The following is a 21,046-nucleotide window of genomic DNA, read 5'->3' on the forward strand; positions in this document are numbered from 1 at the left end:
CCGCCGCAGTATGGTTAGCGCGGCGTTAACCATGTCCGTTCACATCTGGCCCCATGGCCATCCAGGGACTCAGGGGCGTCGTCGAGACCGCCATCCAGCGCGCGTCCAGCGCGACGGGGGTCGACTTCTCGTTCCTGATGAAGACCGCCAATCGCGAGAGCAGCTTCAACCCTCGGGCCAAGGCCGCGACCTCCTCGGCGGCGGGGCTGTTCCAGTTCACCGAACAGACCTGGTTGTCGACGCTCAAGCAGCATGGTGCGAAGTACGGCTACGCCCGTTACGCCGACCTGATCGCCAAGGGTTCTGACGGCCGCTACCACGTCGATGGGGCCGAGGCGCGCAAGGCGGTGATGGAGCTGCGGATGGATCCGCACGCCTCATCCTTGATGGCCGGCGAACTGGCCTCCGACCACGCCTCCTATCTGCGCGGTCGCACAGGGCGCTCGCCCACCGCCGGCGAGCTCTATGCCGCCCACTTCCTGGGCCCGCAGGGCTCGGCCAAGCTGATCGAGGCGGCCCAGACCCGGCCGGGGGCCAGCGCGGCCAGCCTGTTCCCCGACGCCGCCCATTCCAACAAGGCGATCTTCTACCGTGATGGCCGGCCGGCCACGGTGGCGGAGGTCTATGCGAACCTCACCCGCACCGGCGGCGAGACCCCGACGGTCGTGGCGCCCCAGGTGACGCCCGACCAGGGCTTCGTCCAATACGCCTCGGCGCGATCGGCGGACCGGATGAAGGAGCAGGCGGCCCTGGTCGATCTGATCCTGCGCGGGCCCCAGGGCGTCGATGGCATGCCCGGCGCCAGCGGCAGCGGCGGGACCAATCTCGCCAACTCGATGTTCTCCACCGAGATGCTGCGGGTGCTGTCGGACGCCCGGGATGACCGGAAGAGCTAGGCAGGGGCGTCTGGGGCCTGCTGATCGCGGCTTGGCAGACGAAAGCCGGAACGTCCGCATTATGCCCTCAGCCCAACGGGCAAAATCGACCATTTGCTGACACTCGGAACGACGGCTTCAAGGCGAATGTCTGCATGACCGTTTCCGGGCGAAGCGGCCATGAAGGTATTCAACCCATTGCAGGCGTTTTGCGGCTGCGCTTAGGTGCGTTGCTGTTCGCTCCCAATAAGGCGACGATGTTGTTGAGAACGGTCTCAAGAGCCTGGTTTGCTGTGGCCATTCTGGCGGTTCTCGCCGTGGGCACGATGTTGTCTTGGGGACTAGCGTATCTCTCCCTCGGCGTGGATGCCCCGCTCGCCCTGGCCTATCCCGGTGGGAAATTGCTTGCGGTCTGGCTGATTGTGTCGGGACCGCTGATCTGGCTATCCCGCGCAAGAGTACGGGACATCGGTGCGAGCCCAGGTCGCGTGCTGGCCGTATGGGCGATCTGCTCCACACTCTTGGCGGCCTACCTAACCATTATCTGGAACATGGGCCGATCCTGGGACACCGCGAGTGATTTGGTGGTGGCCATGGTTTCAAGCATCGGGGTGTCAGCCTTTGGGGGAGCAGGCTGGTCGTTGTTCTGGCTTTCCTTCAAGCGCGCGGGCTCGACCATTCCAAGCGGCGCAGCTCGGTAGAGTCCGCCTTCCGCCCTTTGCAGCTGTTGAACAGGTCCGGTAGCCTCGCGCGAACCTTAGGAGGACACGGTGAGCGGGATGGGTTGGTCCGACCTGACGATCGCGCCGGACGAGGCGGCGCTTCAGTCTTTCCGGAACGCTTGGGCCTGGAGACTTGGAGCCACGGCGACGCCCGTCCTCTTCTCGGTGTGGGGCGACGTGTTTCTCGACCGGGACGGGCCGATTTTTTGGCTCAACACGGGGACGGGCGAACTCCTGGAAGTCGCCTCTGATCTGGAGGATTTCAGGGCGCGTTTGGCCGGCGATCAGGTCGACGAATGGTTTCTTCCGGATTTGGTCGGGCGCCTCCATCTGGCCGGCCTTCGCCCTGCAACCGGTCAGTGCTTCACCTACGTGACCTATCCTGTGTTCGCAGAGGGGAAGTATGAAGTCGCCAACACCTACGTCACGGCGGCGCGCGAACACTTCAGCCTATCAGGCGAACTTCATCAGCAGCTTGCGCCTCTTCCCGATGGGACCGAGGTCAGGCTTGACCTGGCGCCCTGACCGGCGCGTCAACGGCAAGTGAGAGTCGTCAGGCTCAGGGGCTCCAACCCGCTCTGAACCGCCTCAGAGACACTGGAGGGCCCGTCAGGCCGCCGCGCCCTCGGCGATCATCGCCGCCACCTCATCCTCGCCGTAGCCCAGTTCCGCCAACACTTCGCGGGTGTGCTGGCCCAGCACTGGCGCGGGGGGGCGGCTGACGGCGTCGGCGCCCGGGAAGCGGGCCGGGGCGGCGGGCGAGCGGAAAGTCGAGCCCTGGCCGTCTTCGACGCCCACCCAGGCGCCGGCGGCGGCGGCCTGGGGGTCGGCGGCGACATCGGCGGGGCTCTGGAAGGGCGCCCAGACCAGGTCGGCGGCGTCGAGCCGCTCGGCCACGGTGGCGAAATCGAAGACCCGGAAGGCGGCGTCCAGCTCGACGGCCAGGGCCGAGGCGTTGGCGCGGCGGGCCTTGCCGCTGGCGAAGCGCTCGTCTTCCGCCAGGTCGGGCCGGCCCGCGGCGGTGATGATCGGAACCCAGTCCTTGGCCGCGCCGCGCGGATTGATCACGAACCAGCGGCCGTCTGAGCTCTGGTAGAAATTGGCCAGGGCGTCGAAGGGCTGGGTGCGTGGCCGGGCCGAAGCCAGGCGGCCGAAGGTCAGCTGGACCGCGAGGTCCGAGCCTACGGTGTAGATGCCGGTGGCCAGCAGCGAGGTCTGCACCAGGCGGCCGACGCCGGTGCGCTCGCGCTCATAAAGGGCGGCCAGGATCGCCGAGACGGTCGCCAGAGAGGTGGTGTGATCGCCGACCCCGGTGCGCAGCAGGAAGGGCTCGGCGCCCTTGGGCACGGTCATGTGGCCGACCCCGGCCCGGGCCCAGAAGGCGGTGACGTCGAAGCCGGGCTTGGCGGCGTCGGGCCCCTCCAGGCCGTAGCCGGTGACGACGGCATAGATCAGGCGGGGATTGAGCGCGCGCAGGGTGACGTCATCGAGGCCGGCGCGCTTCAGGGAGGCGGGGCGGACATTGGTCAGGAAGACATCGGCCTCGGCCGCCAGCCTGGCGAGCGCGTCGCGGCCGGAGGGCTTGGAGATGTCCAGCACGACGGCGCGCTTGCCGCGATTGTCCATGCTGAAGGTGGGATTGCCGGTCAGGTTGGCGGCGGCGTCGGCGAAGACGTGGCGCATGGGGTCGCCCTCGGGCCGCTCGACCTTGATCACCTCCGCGCCCCAGTCGCCCAGGATGCCGGCCGCCCCGGGGGCGGCGATATAGGAGGCGAACTCGACGACCTTCAGACCCTTGAGCAACACGCCCGACACTCCCTTTTTCTCGTTGGGAGCATTGTGTCGGTCGGAAGGGCCGGCCTCAAGCCACGACGCGATTTTCCGGTTCGGTGCGGCCGGACGAAATGGCGTCGGCCACGGCGCGGGCCACGGCGCCCACGCTGACCGGCTTGCGCAGCACGGCGTCGGCGCCGGCGGCGGTGCACTCCATGGCTTCCTCGGCGTCGCCGCCGATCACCGCGATGATCGGGGCCTGGCCGCCAGGTCCGGCCAGGGCGCGGATGGCGGCGATGGTCTGGGGCCCATCCATGTTCGGCATGCGCCCGTCGATCATCACCAGGTCGAAGTCGATGGCCTTGACCAGTTCGAAGGCGCGGCGGCCGTCGACGGCGTGGACCACATGGTGACCCAGCTGTTCGAGCACGGCGCGCAGCATGGCGGCGTTCAGGCCGTCATCCTCGGCGATCAGCACCCGCAGGGCCTTGCGCTCCGACGGACCGGGCGTGGTCGAGACCTCGGCCTGGAGGACCTCGCGCTCGGGGACTGCGGCGGCGTCGAAGGGCAGTTCCAGGCGGAAGCAGCTGCCGACGCCCACGGCGCTGTGGGCGGTCAGGTCGCCGCCCATCAGCCGGGCCAGCTGGCGCGACAGGGACAGGCCCAGCCCCGCGCCCGACGTGCCGGCGCTGGTGCGCTCGATGCGCAGGAAGGGTTCGAAGGCGCGTTCCATCTCATCGGCGGCGAGGCCGGGGCCGGTGTCGGCGATCTCGATGGCGATGCGGCCGGACAGGGTCTGCTCGATCCGCGCCTCGACCCGGCCGCGCAGGGTGAACTTCACCGCGTTGCCGATCAGGTTGGCGAGGATCTGGCGGGCCCGATGGGCGTCGGCCAGGGCGGCGCCGGTGGTGGCGCCGGCCAGGTCATCGGAGACGTGGAGGGCCAGTTCCAGCCCCTTGGCCGTGGCGTTGGGGCGGTTCAGCAGCACCAGGTCGCGCAGCAGGTTCACCGCGTCGAAGGGGCGGGCCTCCACCGACAGGCGGCCGGCCTCGGCGGTCTCGGAATCCAGGGTGGTGTTGAGCACCGAGATCAGGTCATTGGCGGCGTCCAGGGCCGCCGACAGCTGCTCGCGGGACGGCGCGCCGCGACCATTGCGCCCGGCGGCGGCGGCCAGCACATGGGCCACGCCGGTCAGGCCGTTGCGGATCTCGTGGCTGAGGGTGGCCACCAGGTCGGACTTCGACTGGGCGAGCCGGCGGGCCGCCTCGACCATGCCGGCGCGGTCGGAGATCAGGGTCTCCCGCTCAGCCGCCATCTCGAACTGGCGACGCAGGACGCGGTTGAAGATCAGGGCGAGCGCCATGGCCAACGCCACGGCGCCCCAGCTGAGATTGGCCAGTTCCCGGGTTTCGGCTTGGGCGAACAGGGCGATCAGCGGGCCGGCTGCGGCGGCGGGCCCGACGATCAGCAGGCTGGGCAGCCAGGGGGAGGCGAAGAAGATGATCACCACGGCGGCGGCGACGGCGGTGATCAGCAGGGGTTCGCGCCCCGCGCCTGCGCCATCGGCGAAAAAGGCGATCTGGGCGACCGCGAAGGCCCAGATCAGCGCGCAGAGGATCTGGATTCGGCCGCGCATCTTCAGGTCGAGTGCGGCCTCCGGCTTCTTCAGCCAGTTGACGGCGCCATAGAAGGCCGCCCAGGCCGCCGCGAAGATCGCGAAGGTGGCGCTCATCCAGACGGCGTTGGGGGCGTGGCTGCCGGCCCAGACATAGGCCGGCAGGCTGATGGTGAACACCGCCAGCGCGTAGGGCAGAAGGGCCGTCTGGGCGTCGAGCGCCTGCTGGGTGGCGGACAGTCCCCCGCGCTGGGGCTCGGACGATCGAAGATCGGGCTGGGCGGGCACGGGGGTCGAACCTCGAAATTGATGCAACCCAGGCTAAGCCCTCAGCCTTGGCGAGCCGTTACGGAACACCGTTAATCGCAAGGATATCCACCGACCTGCGAGCAACGGATCATTAAGCCTAATTCACCATTATAGTGGCGGCCGACCTCTGATTCCGGAGGTCCGGGGGTAGGGTGATCATGTCGACGACGCGGTCCGCGCTGACGGATGAAGACATCCGCACGCTGGTGAAGGGGGCGACCCCCGACGAACGCGCGGTGGCCGCTCACAAGATCTGCCGCAACATCGATCGCAGCGTCGTCACCCAGGCCGATCGTGACCGCGCCCACGAGATTTTGCGGGTCATGGCCGCCGACGCCGCCGAGCTGGTGCGTCGCGCCCTGGCGGTCACGCTCAAGAACTCTCCCAATGTCCCGCGCGACGTGGCCCTGAAGCTGGCCCGGGACGTGGAAAGCATTTCCCTGCCGATGCTGTCGGGGTCGCCGGCCTTCACCGACGAGGACCTGATCGAGATCGTCCGCCTGGGCGGCCCGGTGCGCCAGGTGGTGATCGCCAAGCGGCCGCGGGTGTCCCAGGCGGTGACCGAGGCCATCGTCGAGCATGGCGTGGAGCGCGCCGTCGAAGCCGCCTGCGCCAATGACAACGCCGATTTCGCCGAGCGCACCCTGCAGAAGGTGATCGAGCGGTTCGAGAAGTCCGAGCGGGTGCTGGCGGCGGTGGCCTATCGCCAGGCCCTGCCGATGTCGGTGACCGAGAAGCTGATCGACCTGGTCGGCGAACAGGTCCGCGACCACCTGATCAATCACCAGGCCCTGCCGCCGGAGCTGGCGCTTGAGATCGCCATGGGCGCCAAGGAACGGGCGACCATCGACCTGGTCGACCAGGCTGGCCGCGCGGCGGACGTGAAGACCTTCGTGGTCCATCTGCACAAGAACGAGCGGCTGACCGCCTCGCTGCTGCTGCGGGCCCTGGCCCACGGCCACATGACCTTCTTCGAATGGGGCGTGGCCGAGCTGGCCAGCGTGCCCCACCACCGCACCTGGCTGATGATTCACGACGCCGGACCGCTGGGCCTGCGCGCCATCTATGAGCGCACGGCCCTGCCGGCGCGGCTGTTCCCGGCCTTCCGGGCGGCGGTCGACACCTATCACTCCATGGAATTCGACGGCGGCGCCCGCGACCGCGAACGGTTCCAGGAGCGCATGTTGCAACGGTTCCTGACCCAGCCCGCCAACGCCTCGCGCGATGACGTGGAGTATCTGCTGGAGAAGATGGACCGGGTCTCCCAGGAGGCCCGACGCGGCGCGCGGAGCCACCAGACGGCCTGATCCGGCTTGACCTAACGGCGCCCGAAACCCTGCTTGCACGGGGAGCTTCAGGCGCCCAAGCTATGGGCATGACCGATATAGCGCCCGACTCCGCCATCAAGCCGGCGGCCACCATACTGATCCTCCGCGACGACCCCACCTTCGAGGTGCTGATGGTCAAGCGGCACCATCAGATCGACTTCGCCTCCGGCGCCCTGGTGTTCCCGGGCGGCAAGACCCATGCGGGCGACGATGTCGCCGAATGGGCGGACCACCTGCTGGGCTGGGATGATTTCGACGCCGTGCAGCGGGGCCTGCGCATCGCGGCCATCCGCGAGGTGTTCGAGGAGGCGGGGCTGGTGTTGGGCCGCCGCAAGGATGGCTCGCCGATCGGCGGGGAGGCCGCGCCGCTTGATGTGCGGCTGGCGGTGGACAAGGGCGAGGTCGCCTTCCTCGACGTGGTCCGCGACCTGGGCGTCCAGCTCGACCTGCATGCGCTGACGGTCTTCGCCCGCTGGATCACCCCGCCGCTCACGCCCAAGCGGTTCGACACCTGGTTCTACGCGGCGAAGGCGCCGGAGGATCAGCTGGCGGCGTGCGACGGGCGCGAGACGGTGGACGCCGAATGGATCGCGCCGTCGGAAGTGCTGCGCCTGGCCTCGGCTGGCGAGCGCAAGGTGATCTTTCCCACCCGGATGAATGTGCAGCTGCTCGCCGAGGCCGCGAGCGCAGGCGATTGCATCAGCCGGGCTCGGGCGCGTGAATTGGTGACGGTGCTGCCGCAGATCACCGAGCGGGACGGGCGGCGCGTTCTCGTGCTGCCGCCGCATGCGGGATACGGCGACGTGGCCGAGCCGCTGGAAAACGTGATGTAATTCCGGTGGAGAGGGCGCGCGCCTAGGCGCCCATCTCCGTAACCATGCGCTCAAGCTCGGTGATCAGGACCTTGCCGACCGGATGGTCGTCGGTCTTCACCTCGTCGCGCACCGCAGCGCGGATGCCGTCGATGTGGGCGTCGATCAGGGCCATGGGCGCCGACAGGCGCTTGTCCTTGTCGTCGATCAGCTTGCACAGCGAGGCGCCGATGCGGGTGATCAGCGGATATTCGTAAGTTGTGCCCAGGCCCTTGAGGTCATGGGCGCGCAGATAGAGGAACTCCATCGTATCGGCGGTCATGCCCTCGGCCTTGACCCGCTGGCGGGCGGTCTCGAGTTTGACGACCTCGTCCTGGAGCCACTGGGTGAAATTCCCAGACAGGCTCTTGAGGGCCGCTTCGGCCTTGGCGATGGCGCTGGGATCGAGCGCGCCGAACCGGCCGCCGACCTTCAGCTTCAAGGTGTTGGGCACCTGGATCACCTGACCGGGATTCTGCTGGCTCACAATGTGGCTCCTGAAATAGGTCGACTCACCTTACCGGCCATCTATTAACAACGAATGATCCGATAAGTTGTTGTAATTAAACTGAAAATTGTTCCGCCAAGACACGTTCCTCGAGACTCCGTCCCGCATCAAACAGCATGATCATGCTCTTGTCGCGGTCCTCGGCGACGTGGACTTCCAGGACGTCACGGACTTCGAAATTGTCGGCCACGGCGCTGACCGGTCGCTTGTCGGCTTCCAGAATCTCGAAGGAGACCCGGGCGGTGTGGGCCAGCAGCGCGCCGCGCCAGCGGCGGGGCCGGAAGGCGCTGATCGGCGTCAGGGCCAGGACCCGGGCGTCCAGCGGAATGATCGGGCCGTGGGCCGACAGATTGTAGGCGGTCGAACCGGCCGGCGTCGCCACCAAGGCGCCGTCGCAGGACAGCTCGCCGAGCCGCACCTTGCCGTCGATGGAGATGCGCAGCTTGGCGGTCTGGCGCGTCTGGCGCAGCAGCGACACTTCGTTGATCGCCGAGGCGTTGTGCACCGTCCCGTGGGCGTCTACGGCGCGCATGGAGAGCGGATGGATCACGGCCCGCTCGGCGGCGTTGATCCGCTCCAGGAGGTCGTCCTCGCTATATTCGTTCATCAGGAAGCCGACCGAGCCGCGGTTCATGCCGTAGATCGGCTTTCCGGAGGCCATGTGAGCGTGCAGCACCTCAAGCATGAAGCCATCGCCGCCCAGGGCGACGATCACCTGGGCCGCCTCGACCCCATCATCGCCATAGCGCAGGGCCAGCGCGTCCTTGGCCTCCTGGGCTTCGGGCCGGTCGCTGCCCAGAAAAGCGAGGCGAGTCACGTAGGGTTCGGCCTTGAACATGCTGGCGCCAGAAGCGCGGGATTGGGCCGGATTGTCAAACCTTGGCGAGCGCCTTGGTGAAGGCGGTGCGGGCGATATCGGCGGCGAAGGGGCCAAAGGCGCCAATGGCGCGGCGCGCGCCCTCCGCGCCACCGCCGGGATGGCCGTCATTCAGCTCGCGGACCAGGTCCAGGATGGTGGGGAAGACGCTGCGGTCTATGCCGACCGAGGCGCAGGCCAGGGCCAGCAGCTCAGGACGATCGGAATCCAGCGCCCGGCGAATCTGGTCCGGGTCGAAGCGACCCAGGGTGGTCAGGCCGCCAATGAACAGGCTGAGCTTCTGTTCGCGAAGGGCGCGCAGCAGATAGCCGGGACGCAGCTGGCCGGCGACGTCGAGCTTGGCCAACAGCCGCTTCTCCATCTCCTCGCGCTCGTTCTCATGCGGGAAGACCACGGTGCCGTCGATTTCGGAAACCACGCCGCCGTGGGCCTCGCGCACCGACTCGGCGATGGCTTGGTCGAGGGCGGCCTGGTCCAGGCGGAAGCGGCTGGCCAGGCTGTTGCGCAGGGCCTGGCCCACCCAGACATAGAGCTCACGCGCCAGGTCGTCGGTGAGGCCGGGATGGCGGGAGAGGGGCGTGCGCAGGGCCGCGACCCGTTGGGCGGCGCCCACCAGGCGCTGCAGATCGTGGCGGGTGACATGGGCGGTGGCGTTGCCGGCCAGCGCCGTCAGCACGGCCGGTTCGTTCTGTTCCAGTATGGCGGCGACCACCGGGGCGCCCAGCTGCGGCCGGCGCGCGACCTCGATCTGGTGCTCAACCGTGGCCTCGACCAGCAGGCGGATCAGGTCGTGATCCTTGAGGACCGGGCTGGCGGCGATGACCGGCCGGGCGATTTCGATGTCGTCCAGGGCCAGGACATTGATCAGCGCCACCGGCGCCCATTCGGCGCCCGCCAGCTTTTCGGACAGGCGGCGGCGGATGTCGCGCTCGGCCTCGACCACCAGGCTCATGAAGATGGAAGACAGCAGGGCCTGGACGGGGGGCGATTCCATCACCGCCGTCGCGCCGTCGCCGGCGTCGCAGAGATCGACAATGGCCAGCAGCAGCCGCTCCCGATCCGGAACGGCCCGACTTCGGGCCAGGGAGAGAATCTCCTGGGTCTTGGCCGCGACGCTCAACACCAATTTCCTCAGATCGACTCGGGAACAAACTCGCTGGCGAATCTGCTCTGGGTGAGATGAAAACATGGTTACAAGCCGCTGACTATGAATGTGGCGGAACAGCGCAGGGGCCTTGCCCCATATTGAGCGGAGGGACGTTTGGCCGAGCCTTTGATCCTGGCCCTGGACCAGGGCACGACCTCCACCCGGGCTATTCTGTTCGACGCCCAGGGCCACGCGCTCGCAGAGGCGGGGCGCCCGCTGGAGCAGTTCTACCCTGCTGATGGGTGGGTGGAGCACGACGCGATCGAGATCTTCCAGACCAGTGTGGCGGTGCTGCGCGAGGCGGTTGAGAAGGCCGGACGGGCCATGTCCGAGGTGACCGCGATCGGCGTCACCAACCAGCGCGAGACGGTGGTGATCTGGGACAAGGCCACCGGCCAGCCGATCCACAAGGCCATTGTCTGGCAGGACCGGCGCACGGCGCCCACCTGCGAGCGGATGCGCAACGCCGGCCATGAGGCCCGGGTCAGCGAGATCACCGGCCTGCTGCTTGATCCCTATTTCTCGGGCACCAAGATCGCCTGGCTGCTGGGCGAAATCCCCGGCGCCCGGGCCCGCGCCCAGGCCGGCGAGCTGCTGGTCGGGACGATGGACAGCTGGGTGATCTGGAACCTGACCGGCGGCCGGGTTCACGCCACCGACGCCACCAACGCCTCGCGCACCCTGCTGTTCGACCTGAAGGCCCAGGCCTGGTCACAGGAAATGCTCGACCTGTTCGACGTGCCGGCCGCCCTCCTGCCCCAGGTGCTGGACTGCGCCGCCGACTATGGAACCACCGAGCCAGGATTGCTGGGCGCCGCCGTTCCGATCCGTGGGGTGGCCGGGGACCAGCAGGCGGCCTTGATGGGCCAGGGCTGCATCCGGCCCGGCGAGATGAAGGCCACCTACGGCACCGGCTGCTTCATGCTGGTCAATACCGGGGAGACCTTCGCGGTCTCCCACGCCCGCCTGCTGACGACGGTCGCGGCGCGGGTGGCGGGCAAGACCACCTATGCCCTGGAGGGCTCGATCTTCATCGCCGGCGCGGCCTTGCAATGGGTCAATGAGGGGCTGGGGGTCCCGGGCGGCGGCAGCGGGGTCGAGGCCCTGGCCCAGACGGCCCGGCCTGACCACGGGGTGGTGATGGTTCCGGCCTTCACCGGCCTGGGCGCGCCCTGGTGGGACGCCGACGCGCGCGGCGCCCTGTTCGGCCTGACCCGGGACTCAGGGCTCGCCGAGATCGCCCAGGCGGCCTTCGACGCCTGCGCCCTGCAGACCCGCGACCTGATCGAGGCCATGCGCGCCGACGCGCCCCAGGCGTTCGGCGCGGGGGTGGAACTGCGCATCGATGGCGGCATGTCCCGCTCGGCCTGGTTCAGCCAGCGCCTGGCCGACCTGACCGGTGTGGCGGTGGGCCGGGCGAGCTATCAGGAGACCACGGCGCTCGGCGCGGCCCTGTTCGCGGGGCTGGGGGCCGGGGTCTTTCCCACCCTCGAGGCGGCCGCGGCGGCGCGGCCCTCGACCGACCGCCATGAGCCCGGCCCCAACAGTCACGCCCGCGAAGGCGCCTATGCCCGCTGGCTTGACGCCGTCGCCCGGGTTCGCACCCAGTCCTAGTCCGTACTTGAGTTCAAAAGGTTCGCCATGATCGCCCGCACCCTCGCCCTCAGCGGCCTCGCCGCCTTGATGCTGGCGAGCGCCGCCCAGGCCGCGCCGGCCGCCAAGCCCGCGCCCCTGCCGCCGGCGGCCAACCAGGCGCTGGCCCGTGACATCCTGAAGGAGCTGATCGCCATCAATACGGTCCACGATCACGGGACCCTGGTCGCGGCCCAGGCCGTGCTGGCCCGGCTGAAGGCGGCGGGCTTCTCAGACGCCGACGCGCAGCTGCTGGTCATGCCGGAGCATCCGAACCAGGGCCAGGTGGTGGTGCGACTGCGCGCCAAGGGGTCGAAGGCCAAGCCCGTCCTGTGGATGGGCCATCTGGATGTGGTCGAGGCCAAGCCCGAGGACTGGACGGTTCCGCCCTTCGCCCTGACCGAGCGGGAGGGCTGGTGGTACGGGCGCGGCGTGCAGGACATGAAGGGCGAGGACGCCATTGTCCTGGCCGCCCTGATCCGCCTGAAGCAGGAGGGGTTCGTCCCCGACCGCGACCTGATCTTCGCCTTCACCTCGGATGAAGAGAGCGGCGACGCCAACGGGGTCGAGTGGCTGGTCCAGAAGCATCGCGACCTGATCGACGCCGGCCTGGTGATCAATCCCGACGGCGGCGGCGGGGCGACGCGCGACGGCCACGCGCTCTATTACGGAATCCAGACCAGCGAGAAGGTGTTCGTGACCTTCCAGATCGAGGCGACCAACAAGGGCGGGCACTCCTCGATCCCCGAGCCAGACAACGCCATCTATCGGCTCGCCCAGGCGCTGGGCAAGATCGCCGCCTACAGCTTCCCGGTGGAGACCACGCCCACCACCCGAGGCGATTTCCTGGTCGCCGCCCAGCAGGCCAGCGGCCAGACCGCCGCCGACCTGAAGGCCGTGGCCCAGACCCCGCCCGACCTCGCCGCCGCCGCGCGATTGAGCGCTGTCCCGGAGCGCAACGCCCGCCTGCGCACCACCTGCGTCGCCACCGGCCTGTCGGGCGGCCACGCGGAGAACGCCCTGCCGCAGCGGGCCCGCGCCATCATTCAGTGCCGGATGATGCCGGTCGACAGCCAGGCTCAGGTAATGGCCAAGCTGACCGAGGTCATCGCCGATCCCAAGATCGCAGTGACGGTGTTCACCCCCTCCAATCCCGCCCCGGACTCGCCGCTCGACCCGGCGCTGGCCGCCAAGCTGACAGCGGTGATCCATGCGGAATGGCCCGGGGTCACCGTGGCCCCGCACATGGACCTGGGGGCCTCGGACTCGATCTACACCCGGGGGGTCGGCATCCCCAGCTACGCCATGGCGGCGATCTGGTACGACGCCGACGACAATCGCGCCCACGGTCGCGACGAGCGGATCGCCGAGAGCGCCTTCTATGAAGGCCTGCAGTTCCAGTACGGCCTGATCAAGGCCCTGGGCGGAAAGTAGCCGATGCTGGGACGGGGGCAGGGGGGCTGAGCCATGGTTGAACTGACCTATGCGGACACGCTGCTGATGCTGGTCGGCACGCGGAAACACACTTCCCAGCCGTCAAGCGACGAGCAGGTGGCGTTCCTGAAATTCTGTCTGGAGCACGTCAGCCGCAGCCAGGGTCAGTTCCTGCAGGATCTGTGGGTGGCCTATGAGCTGAAGTTGCGGCGCAACGGATTCTTCGTGGAGTTCGGTGGGGCCGATGGGGTGCGCTCCAGCAACAGCTACTATCTGGAGACCGAGCTCGGCTGGAACGGCATCATCGCCGAGCCGGCCCGGGTCTGGCGCGAGGACCTGCGCCGCAACCGCGCCTGCGCGATCGACACCCGCTGTGTCTGGCGCGAGAGCGGCGCCCGCATGACCTTCACCCAGACCCCGATCGCCGTCCACTCGACCCTGGAGGCCTATGCCCAGGGCGACCTGCACGCCGCCACCCGGGTGGAGGGGGAGCGCTACGAGGTCGAGACCGTGTCGCTGAACGATCTGCTGGCCCACTGGCGGGCGCCCCGGCTGATCGACTATCTGTCGATCGACACCGAGGGCTCGGAGCTCGACATCCTGACGGCGTTCGACTTCGACGCCCACGAGGTGCGGCTGATCTCGGTGGAGCACAATCACACCGACAACCGCGCCAAGCTGTTCGATCTGCTGACCGCCAAGGGCTATCGGCGCAAGTTCGAGCTGCTGTCCAATGTCGACGACTGGTACGTCAGGGTCGATTGAGGCCGCCTACGCGAAGCATGGCTTGACGCTGCGGCCCCCTGGCGCGACTCTGGGGGTCAACAACTATCCGGATTTGCACAAGGGAGGCCGCCATGGCCGATGGTTCGCTTGTTGGCGTGAACTCGCTGAAGGGCAAGGTCAGCGCTGAAGAGTGGGAGGTCCGCGTCGAGCTCGCCGCGCTCTACCGCCTGGTGGCGCTGAACGGGTGGGACGACATGATCTACACCCACATCTCCGCCCGCATCCCGGGGCCGGAGCACCACTTCCTGATCAATCCCTACGGCATGTTCTTCGGCGAGATCACCGCCTCGTCGCTGGTGAAGATCGATCTGGACGGCAACATCCTCCAGGACACGCCCTATTTCATCAATCCCGCGGGCTTCACGATTCACTCGGCGATCCACGCCGCCCGCGACGACGCCCAGTTCGTGATGCACCTGCACACCGACCAGGGCGTGGCTGTCGCCGCCCAGGCGGAGGGCCTGCTGCCCCTGTCGCAGCACGCTCTGATCTGCCTGCCGAAACTGGCCTATCACGTCTATGAGGGCATCGCGCTCAACCACGACGAACGCGAGCGGCTGATCGCCGATGTCGGCGACAAGCCGATGGTGCTGCTGCGCAACCACGGCACCCTGACCACGGGCGAGACCGCCTCGGACTGCTACCTCAATATGTATTACCTGGAGCGGGCCTGTAAGATGCAGGTCATGGCCCTGTCGGCCGGCCGCGAGAACGTGCTGATCGCCCCCGAGGCGGCCCAGAACGAAGTGCGCAGCCAGACCATGCGCGGCCTGGGCGGCAAGCTGGCCTGGCCGGGCAACCTGCGCCGGCTGGACAAGGAAAGCCCCGGCTACGACGCCTGAGTCACACGCCTGAGTCCGGGGGCGGGGCGGCGGGAGTCCGCCGCTTCGCAGAACGGCATTTTGCGGGCGTCCTTCGGGGCGCCCGTTTTCTTTGCGCGATGGGCCCGATTTAGGCCGAAAGTCGGCGCGTTTCCCGGGAGGCCCGTGGTTATTTCCACCGCGCAATGGATCGACATGGTTCTGTCACTGGACGGAGCCTTGTTTAAGGCCATAAGAGCGCTTCAGATTTGCCCCCATAGCGCCTGTAATTTTTGAGGCGACGGAGTTCCATAGGCCTTGCTGCGACGCCATTTCTTCCTCGCCGGCGCGATCCTTGTGCTGATCCTGATGATCGTCGCGGGAGGGGCCAAGATCCTCCTGGGCAAGCCGGCGGACTCCGCCGGAGGGTCGCCGGGCGCGTCCGCGCCCAAGGGCGGCGGCCCGGGCGGCGGCGGTCCGGGTGGCGGCGGCGGCAAGCGGGCGGGCGGGCCAGGCGGCCCGACGCAAGTCACCATGATCACCGTCGAGACCCGCACCTTCACCGACACTATTGATGTGCTGGGCGTGGCCAAGGGCCGTCAGTCGGTGACGCTCACCGCGGCGACCACCCAGCTGGTGGACAAGGTCCGCTTCACCCCAGGTCAGACCGTGGCCAAGGGCGCGATCCTGGTCGAGCTGAAGGCCAGCGAACAGGACGCCGGCCTGGTCCAGAGCCAGGCCAAGGCGCTGCAGGCCGAGCGCGAATATCAGCGTTGGAAGACCCTGGCCGACAAGGGGTTCGCGTCGAAGTCGGCGGTGGATCTCTATGAGGCCAACTGGCTGTCGGCCAAGGCCGATGTCGCCGCCGCCCAGGCGCGGCAGGGTGACCGCATGATCCGCGCGCCCTTCGCCGGGGTGGTCGGCCTGTCCGACATCGCGCCAGGCGCCCTGGTCAATCCCGGGGCGGCCATCGTCACCCTCGACGCCATCGACACCATCCGCGTCGATTTCCAGATCCCCGACCGCGACCTCGCCGCCGTGCACGAGGGCCAGATGATCACCGCCTCTGTCGACGCCTATCCGGGCGAGAAGATCGCCGGACGCATCGCCAGGCTCGACACCCGCATCGACGAAAAGACCCGCGCGCTGACCGCCCGGGCCGAATTCCCCAATCCGGGCCACAAGTTGAAGCCGGGCATGATGCTGCGGGTGGCGATCGCCGAGGGGCTGCGCCAGGCGCCGGCCGCGCCGGAATCGGCCCTGTCGGTCCAGAGCGACAACGCCTTCGTCTATGTGATCAACAGCCAGGGCGGCAAGATGTTCGCCGAACAGCGGCCGGTGGTCACCGGCGTTCGCCAGGACGGCTTCGTGGAGATCAAGGACGGCGTCGCGCCCGGCGAGAAGCTGGTCGGCGACGGCCTCAACAAGATCCAGCCAGGTCAGCCTGTCCGCGTGGGCGGTGGTCCCGGCGGGGCGGGCAAGCACGCCGGCGGCAAGCCTGGCCTGGGAGCGGGCGGCCCCCGACCCGGCGCATGATGCTCTCCGATCTCTCGGTCCGCCGCCCGGTCTTCGCGGCGGTCGCGGCCATCATTCTCTGCGTGGTGGGCCTGGCCTGTTTCAGCGCGCTCGCCGTGCGCGAACTGCCGAGCGTCGATCCGCCCGTGGTCTCGATCTCCACCACCTATCGCGGGGCTTCCGCCGAGGTAGTCGAGGAGCGCATCACCCAGGTGATCGAGCGCCAGGTCGCCGGCATCCAGGGCATCGACCGGGTCAATTCCGACAGCCGGGACGGCCTCAGCCGGGTGAACATCTCCTTCACCCTGGATCGCGACCTCGACGACGCGGCCAATGACGTGCGCGATGCGGTCAGCCGGGTGGTCTCGCAACTGCCGGACCAGGCTGATCCGCCACAGATCGCCAAGGCCAACGCCGACGCCTCGCCGATCATGTTCCTCAGCTTCTCCTCGTCGAAGCTGAACCGGCTGCAACTGTCGGACTACGCCAATCGCTATCTGGTGGAGCGGCTGTCGACCGTGCCGGGCGTGGCCCAGGTCAATCTGGCCGGCAACCAGGCCTATTCCATGCGGATCTGGCTGGACCCCCAGGCCATGGCGGCCCGGGGCCTGACCGTCGATGACGTCGAGAACGCGCTCAACGCCCAAAATCTCGAACTGCCCGCCGGTTCGCTGGAGGCGCCGACCAAGGATTTCACCATCCGGGTGGCGCGCGGCTATTCCACGCCCGAACAGTTCGCCAAGCTGCCGGTGACCCCGGCGGCGACCCGGACCACCGCCACGGCGGCGGCGGCCGGATCGACGGGCGCGCTCGGCACCACGGCCTCTTCGGCCGGAGCCGTCACCACGGCCCAGACCAATCCCGACGCCTATGTAACCCGGCTGGGCGACATCGCCCGGGTGGAGGAAGGCCCCGACGAGCGTCGCCGCATGTTCCGGTCCAATGGGCTCGAACAGGTCGGCATGGCCATCACCCGCCAGTCCCAGGCCAATGACCTGGAGATCGCCAAGGGGGTGAAGGCCCAGTTGGCCCAGATCAACGCCTCCCTGCCCAAGGGCACCCATCTCGACATCTCGGTCGACTACACCGTGTTCACGGCCCATGCGATCCAGGAGGTCTGGATCACCATGGCCATCTCGCTGGCCCTGGTGGCCCTGGTGAACTTCGTGTTCCTCGGCACCTGGCGGGCGGCCCTGATCCCCTCGATCGTGGCTCCGATCTGCGTACTGTCGACCTTCATCGTCCTGGCGCCCCTGGGCTTCTCGATCAACCTTTTGACCCTGCTGGCCCTGGTGCTGGCCATCGGCCTTGTGGTCGATGACGCCATCGTGGTGGTCGAGAACATCCAGCGCCGAATCGACGAGGGCGAACCGCCGATCGTCGCCGCCCAGCGTGGGGCGCGTCAGGTGTTCTTCGCCGTCGTGGCCACCACCATCGTGCTGATCTCGGTGTTCGCGCCGCTGATGTTCCTGCCCGGCTATATCGGCCGGCTGTTCGTGGAACTGGCCGTGGCGATCTCGGCGGCGGTGGCCTTCTCGGCCCTGCTGGCTCTGTCGCTGTCGCCGATGCTGGCCTCGCGGCTGCTGCGTCCCGCCCATGGCGAGGGCTGGCTCGCCCGCAAGGTGGACGCCGGCATGCACCGGGTGCGCAATTCCTACCATGCCTCGCTGGAGGGGCTGCTGGGCCGCCGCTCGTCCGGGATCATCGGCGGCGCGCTGGTGGTGTTCCTAGGCCTCTGCGCCGTCCTGATGCTGACGGTGTTGCCCAAGGAGCTGGTGCCGAACGAGGACCGGGGCCGGGTGGACGTGATCGTCCAGGCGCCGGAAGGCGCGGGCTTTGACTACACCGCCAAGGCCGCGACCCAGATGGAGACCATGCTGGCGCCGCTGCTCAAGGCCGGAATGGTCAAGCGCTACAATGTCAGCGTCCCGCGCTTCGGCCAGAACCAGTTCAACAGCGGCAACGCCTCGATCTCCCTGCCGGACACCCGCAAGCACGCCATGACCTCCCAGGACCTGGCGGCGCAGCTGAACAAGCAGTTCGCCTCCATCACCTCGGTGCGGGCCATCGCCTCCGTACGACCCAGCCTGCAGCGTGGGGGAACCGGCGGCGGCGGGGGCGGCGGCAATAGCGTCGACCTGATCGTGCTGGGCAACGAATATGCCGAGATCGAGGCGGCCATCCGGCCGCTGATGCTGGCCGCCCAGTCCAATCCGCAGATGTCGCGGGCGCGCCTGGACTATGAGCCGACCTCGCCGCGCCTGTTGGTCGACCTGGATCGTGACCGGGCCGCCAGCCTGGGGGTCTCCGCCCAGTCGGTGGGCCGTGCGCTGGAGACCATGTTCGGGTCGCGCAAGGTCACCACCTACATCAAGGCCGGCCAGGAATATGACGTGATCCTGCAGACCGACCGCGCCGAGCGTCAGACCGCGGCCGATGTCGGCAAGCTCTATGTGCGCACCGGGGCCGGATCTACCGTTCCGCTCTCGGCGGTGGTCGACACCCATATCCGTGGCGACACGCCCGACCGGGCGCGGGTTGATCGCCTGCGGGCCATCACCCTCAGCGTCCAGCTGAACCCCGGCTACACGGTGGGCGAGGCGGTGCAGTTCTTCCAGGGCGAGATCGCCAAGCACCCCGGCATGACCCTCAAAGGGGGCGGCACGGCGCGGGACTATCTCGAGGCCGGCGGCGCCGTGGGCCTGGCCTTCGGCATGGCGCTGCTGCTGGTGTTCCTGGTGCTGGCCGCCCAGTTCGAAAGCTGGATCCACCCGGCGGTGATCATGCTGACCGTGCCGGTGGCGGCGGTGGGCGGGCTGTTCGGCTTGTTGATCGCCGGCTCGACCGTCAACACCTATAGCCAGATCGGGCTGATCATCCTGGTCGGCATCGCCGCCAAGAACGGCATCCTGATCGTCGAGTTCGCCAACCAGCTGCGCGACGAGGGGCTGTCGGTGCGCGAAGCGGTGATCGAGAGCGCCTCCCTGCGCCTGCGGCCGATCATCATGACCTCGATCTCGGCCGCGGCCGGAGCCCTGCCGCTGATCCTGTGGGGCGGGGCAGGGGGCGAGAGCCGCAAGACCATCGGGGTGGTGATCTTCTTCGGGGCGATCTTCTCGACCCTGCTGACCCTGTTCATCGTGCCGGTGTTCTACAATCTGCTGGCCCGCTACACGAAGTCCCCGCTGGCCACCGCGCGCCGCATCGAGGCCTTCGAGGCCGACGAACAGGCCCGCGTCGCCAACGCCGCCGAATAGGCCCTCCGCCTGACTCAAAAGGGCCTCCCCGTGTGACCGGGGAGGCCAATCTGGCTGATGATAGGCGCCCGCGGACGGCGGGGGGACGCCGTCCGGCGGGCGAAGGCGCGGTTGCGGGGCGCGCCCGCCGCATGACCTCAGGGCTCCTGGTGGGACGCACGCCTTAGGGGCGTGGGAAGGACCCGTCTTGTCCGGACGAGACCACAGATCCGGGGATCCGAGGCGCACGCCCGGCTATGTCACGCGGTTGATGCCGGAGCCGAGATGCTCGAACGGACCCGACGTCCCCAATTTGGGGCTATTGCCGGGTCGCGTCAAGGTTGTTGTGCGCGTCGTCGCGCCTATTGCGGCGCGGGGCTGGTCTCGGTCTTCAGATAGGCGATGAGGTCGGCCCGATCCTTGGGGGCCTTGACGCCGACGAAGGACATCTTGGTGCCCTCGACCATGGTCTTGGGGCTCTCGATCCACTCATCGATCTTGGGCGCGTCCCAGGTGATGTTCAGCGCCTTCATGCCGTCGGAATAGTTGAAGCCGGCCTCGGAGGCGGACTTGCGCCCGATCACGCCCCACAGGTTGGGGCCGGTCATGTTGGCCCCGCCCTGGACCGTGGTGTGGCAGGACTTGCAGACCATGAACACCTTCTTGCCGTTGGCGATGTCGCCGGCGCTGTAGGGGGCGGGCAGGGTGGCGACCAGCGTCGCCTTCTGGGCGTCGGTCAGTTCCACGGGCGCGGCGGCGGGCGCGGTCGCCGGTTCGCTGGCTTCCTCCGAGCCGGTCGCCTGGCCGCTCTGCGGCTTGCCGCAGCCGGCGAGGGCGGCGGCGGTGATGAAGGTGGCGGCGAGCAGCAGGCCAGGGCGACGCATAGACATTCTCCAGGTTGGGATCGCGGCCGGAAGCTACCCCACAAGCGCGGCCGTTCGCAAACGCCGCGCGCCTATCCGCGACGTCGGCGCTCACGATTTATGACCTCGTCCAGGGCCTGGAGGAATCGCGAGCGATCGTTGCGGTCAAAGGGCTTGGGGCCGCCCGTGACCTCGCCGGTGGAGCGCAGCTGCTCCATGATCGCCCGCTGGGCCAGGGCCGAGCCGATGGAGTCCGGGGTGAAGGGCCGGCCATTGGCGCCCAGCACATGGGCGCCGTTCTTCAGGGACCGGTCAGCCAGCGGGATGTCGTTGGTCACCACCACATCGCCGGCCTGGGCCCGCTCGGCGATCCAGTCGTCGGCCACGTCCGGCCCGGCGTCGACGATCACCCGGGCGATCATCGGCGAGGCCGGGATCATCATGAAGGCGTTGGACACCACCCAGGTCTTCAGGCCGTAGCGCTGGGCGACCTTGTAGATCTCGTCCTTCACCGGGCAGGCGTCGGCGTCGATGAAGATCTCGATCGGCTTGCGGGGTTCGGTCACGAGGGGTCCGGCGGGCGAGGGGCGAGGGTGAGCGCCGGGCGACACGCGCCCAGCCTCGTCAATGGTGCCGGCTACAGGAATCGAACCCGTGACCTTCGGTTTACAAAACCGCTGCTCTACCAGCTGAGCTAAGCCGGCCTATCGACTGGCCCTCCTTAGCGGCTTCCGGCCCCTGACCGCAACCGCTCAGGACCCCGATCTGAACCGGT

Annotated in this window: 18 protein-coding genes and 1 tRNA gene; 11 read left to right on the forward strand and 8 right to left on the reverse strand. The window is 68.5% G+C overall.

From position 1 onward, the window contains the following. Positions 1 to 53: 53 nt before the first annotated feature. The 3 genes from Q7P21_RS02025 (at position 54) to Q7P21_RS02035 (ending at position 2,122) form a co-directional block, all read left to right on the forward strand. Complete coding sequence (locus tag Q7P21_RS02025; RefSeq protein ID WP_304175497.1) at positions 54 to 896, forward strand: transglycosylase SLT domain-containing protein; 843 nt, start codon at positions 54 to 56, stop codon at positions 894 to 896. A 134-nt stretch (positions 897 to 1,030) separates the two neighbouring features. Then, complete coding sequence (locus Q7P21_RS02030; protein WP_304175499.1) at positions 1,031 to 1,576, forward strand: hypothetical protein; 546 nt, start codon at positions 1,031 to 1,033, stop codon at positions 1,574 to 1,576. A 78-nt stretch (positions 1,577 to 1,654) separates the two neighbouring features. Continuing rightward, positions 1,655 to 2,122 carry a T6SS immunity protein Tdi1 domain-containing protein gene (locus Q7P21_RS02035; protein WP_304175501.1) on the forward strand — a complete coding sequence of 156 codons (468 nt, stop codon included), beginning with the start codon at positions 1,655 to 1,657 and terminating at the stop codon, positions 2,120 to 2,122. An 84-nt stretch (positions 2,123 to 2,206) separates the two neighbouring features. On the opposite strand, the gene Q7P21_RS02040 is transcribed toward Q7P21_RS02035, so the two are convergent. Next, positions 2,207 to 3,412: a CaiB/BaiF CoA-transferase family protein gene (locus Q7P21_RS02040; protein ID WP_304175503.1), complete on the reverse strand. Its 1,206-nt coding sequence runs from the start codon at positions 3,410 to 3,412 to the stop codon at positions 2,207 to 2,209. Between the two features lie 46 nt (positions 3,413 to 3,458). Then, the gene (locus Q7P21_RS02045; RefSeq protein WP_304164312.1) at positions 3,459 to 5,273 is read right to left on the reverse strand and encodes an ATP-binding protein; all 1,815 of its coding nucleotides are present in this window, start codon (positions 5,271 to 5,273) and stop codon (positions 3,459 to 3,461) included. Positions 5,274 to 5,452: 179 nt separating this feature from the next. Here Q7P21_RS02045 and Q7P21_RS02050 point away from each other — a divergent pair, with 179 nt between their 5' ends. Further along, the gene (locus tag Q7P21_RS02050) at positions 5,453 to 6,601 is read left to right on the forward strand and encodes a DUF2336 domain-containing protein (protein WP_304164309.1); all 1,149 of its coding nucleotides are present in this window, start codon (positions 5,453 to 5,455) and stop codon (positions 6,599 to 6,601) included. A 68-nt stretch (positions 6,602 to 6,669) separates the two neighbouring features. Further along, a complete protein-coding gene (locus Q7P21_RS02055; RefSeq protein WP_304164307.1) occupies positions 6,670 to 7,455 on the forward strand; it encodes an NUDIX hydrolase in 786 nt (261 codons plus the stop codon). Between the two features lie 22 nt (positions 7,456 to 7,477). Here the strand turns inward: Q7P21_RS02055 and Q7P21_RS02060 are convergent, their stop codons facing one another. From Q7P21_RS02060 to Q7P21_RS02070, 3 genes are all read right to left on the reverse strand, one after another. Then, positions 7,478 to 7,960 (reverse strand): Hpt domain-containing protein, encoded by a 483-nt coding sequence (locus tag Q7P21_RS02060; protein ID WP_304164305.1) that lies wholly within the window; start codon positions 7,958 to 7,960, stop codon positions 7,478 to 7,480. A 76-nt stretch (positions 7,961 to 8,036) separates the two neighbouring features. Further along, positions 8,037 to 8,819 carry an NAD kinase gene (locus Q7P21_RS02065; protein ID WP_304164301.1) on the reverse strand — a complete coding sequence of 261 codons (783 nt, stop codon included), beginning with the start codon at positions 8,817 to 8,819 and terminating at the stop codon, positions 8,037 to 8,039. Positions 8,820 to 8,853: 34 nt separating this feature from the next. Further along, positions 8,854 to 9,978, reverse strand: a complete 1,125-nt coding sequence (locus Q7P21_RS02070) for a DUF2336 domain-containing protein (RefSeq protein ID WP_304164299.1) — start codon at positions 9,976 to 9,978, stop codon at positions 8,854 to 8,856. A 141-nt stretch (positions 9,979 to 10,119) separates the two neighbouring features. On the opposite strand from Q7P21_RS02070, the gene glpK reads away from it, so the two are divergent. The 6 genes from glpK to Q7P21_RS02100 all read left to right on the forward strand — a co-directional run bounded on the left by glpK (position 10,120) and on the right by Q7P21_RS02100 (position 19,429). Next, entirely contained in the window at positions 10,120 to 11,619 is a 1,500-nt protein-coding gene (gene glpK / locus Q7P21_RS02075; protein WP_304164297.1) for a glycerol kinase GlpK, read from the forward strand. A gap of 27 nt (positions 11,620 to 11,646) precedes the next feature. Further along, on the forward strand, positions 11,647 to 13,071 hold the full coding sequence (locus Q7P21_RS02080) for a M20/M25/M40 family metallo-hydrolase (RefSeq protein ID WP_304164296.1): 1,425 nt from the start codon (positions 11,647 to 11,649) through the stop codon (positions 13,069 to 13,071). 33 nt (positions 13,072 to 13,104) lie between these two features. After that, positions 13,105 to 13,836, forward strand: a complete 732-nt coding sequence (locus tag Q7P21_RS02085) for an FkbM family methyltransferase (protein WP_304175505.1) — start codon at positions 13,105 to 13,107, stop codon at positions 13,834 to 13,836. A gap of 92 nt (positions 13,837 to 13,928) precedes the next feature. Further along, positions 13,929 to 14,699: a class II aldolase/adducin family protein gene (locus Q7P21_RS02090; protein ID WP_304164291.1), complete on the forward strand. Its 771-nt coding sequence runs from the start codon at positions 13,929 to 13,931 to the stop codon at positions 14,697 to 14,699. A gap of 276 nt (positions 14,700 to 14,975) precedes the next feature. After that, entirely contained in the window at positions 14,976 to 16,193 is a 1,218-nt protein-coding gene (locus Q7P21_RS02095; protein WP_304175507.1) for an efflux RND transporter periplasmic adaptor subunit, read from the forward strand. Further along, positions 16,193 to 19,429, forward strand: a complete 3,237-nt coding sequence (locus tag Q7P21_RS02100) for an efflux RND transporter permease subunit (RefSeq protein ID WP_304175510.1) — start codon at positions 16,193 to 16,195, stop codon at positions 19,427 to 19,429. Before Q7P21_RS02095 ends, Q7P21_RS02100 begins: the two co-directional genes overlap by 1 nt. 341 nt (positions 19,430 to 19,770) lie before the next feature. Here Q7P21_RS02100 and Q7P21_RS02105 read toward each other — a convergent pair whose 3' ends face one another. The 3 genes from Q7P21_RS02105 to Q7P21_RS02115 form a co-directional block, all read right to left on the reverse strand. Beyond that, positions 19,771 to 20,292, reverse strand: a complete 522-nt coding sequence (locus tag Q7P21_RS02105) for a cytochrome c family protein (protein ID WP_304164285.1) — start codon at positions 20,290 to 20,292, stop codon at positions 19,771 to 19,773. 71 nt (positions 20,293 to 20,363) lie between these two features. Further along, complete coding sequence (locus Q7P21_RS02110) at positions 20,364 to 20,837, reverse strand: YaiI/YqxD family protein (RefSeq protein WP_304164282.1); 474 nt, start codon at positions 20,835 to 20,837, stop codon at positions 20,364 to 20,366. Positions 20,838 to 20,899: 62 nt separating this feature from the next. Next, a tRNA-Thr gene (locus tag Q7P21_RS02115) sits at positions 20,900 to 20,975 on the reverse strand. Positions 20,976 to 21,046 lie beyond the last annotated feature (71 nt).

Source organism: Phenylobacterium aquaticum, from assembly GCF_947378715.1.
Taxonomy (GTDB): Bacteria; Pseudomonadota; Alphaproteobacteria; order Caulobacterales; family Caulobacteraceae; genus Phenylobacterium; species Phenylobacterium aquaticum_A.

What these genes read in the sequence shown, in the direction of transcription:
- Q7P21_RS02025 (WP_304175497.1), top strand. Translation starts at nt 54, where the DNA reads ATGGCCATCCAGGGACTCAGGGGCGTCGTCGAGACCGCCATCCAGCGC.
- Q7P21_RS02030 (WP_304175499.1), top strand. Translation starts at nt 1,031, where the DNA reads ATGACCGTTTCCGGGCGAAGCGGCCATGAAGGTATTCAACCCATTGCA.
- Q7P21_RS02035 (WP_304175501.1), top strand. Translation starts at nt 1,655, where the DNA reads ATGGGTTGGTCCGACCTGACGATCGCGCCGGACGAGGCGGCGCTTCAG.
- Q7P21_RS02050 (WP_304164309.1), top strand. Translation starts at nt 5,453, where the DNA reads ATGTCGACGACGCGGTCCGCGCTGACGGATGAAGACATCCGCACGCTG.
- Q7P21_RS02055 (WP_304164307.1), top strand. Translation starts at nt 6,670, where the DNA reads ATGACCGATATAGCGCCCGACTCCGCCATCAAGCCGGCGGCCACCATA.
- Q7P21_RS02065 (WP_304164301.1), bottom strand. Translation starts at nt 8,819, where the DNA reads ATGTTCAAGGCCGAACCCTACGTGACTCGCCTCGCTTTTCTGGGCAGC.
- Q7P21_RS02080 (WP_304164296.1), top strand. Translation starts at nt 11,647, where the DNA reads ATGATCGCCCGCACCCTCGCCCTCAGCGGCCTCGCCGCCTTGATGCTG.
- Q7P21_RS02085 (WP_304175505.1), top strand. Translation starts at nt 13,105, where the DNA reads ATGGTTGAACTGACCTATGCGGACACGCTGCTGATGCTGGTCGGCACG.
- Q7P21_RS02090 (WP_304164291.1), top strand. Translation starts at nt 13,929, where the DNA reads ATGGCCGATGGTTCGCTTGTTGGCGTGAACTCGCTGAAGGGCAAGGTC.
- Q7P21_RS02100 (WP_304175510.1), top strand. Translation starts at nt 16,193, where the DNA reads ATGCTCTCCGATCTCTCGGTCCGCCGCCCGGTCTTCGCGGCGGTCGCG.
- Q7P21_RS02105 (WP_304164285.1), bottom strand. Translation starts at nt 20,292, where the DNA reads ATGCGTCGCCCTGGCCTGCTGCTCGCCGCCACCTTCATCACCGCCGCC.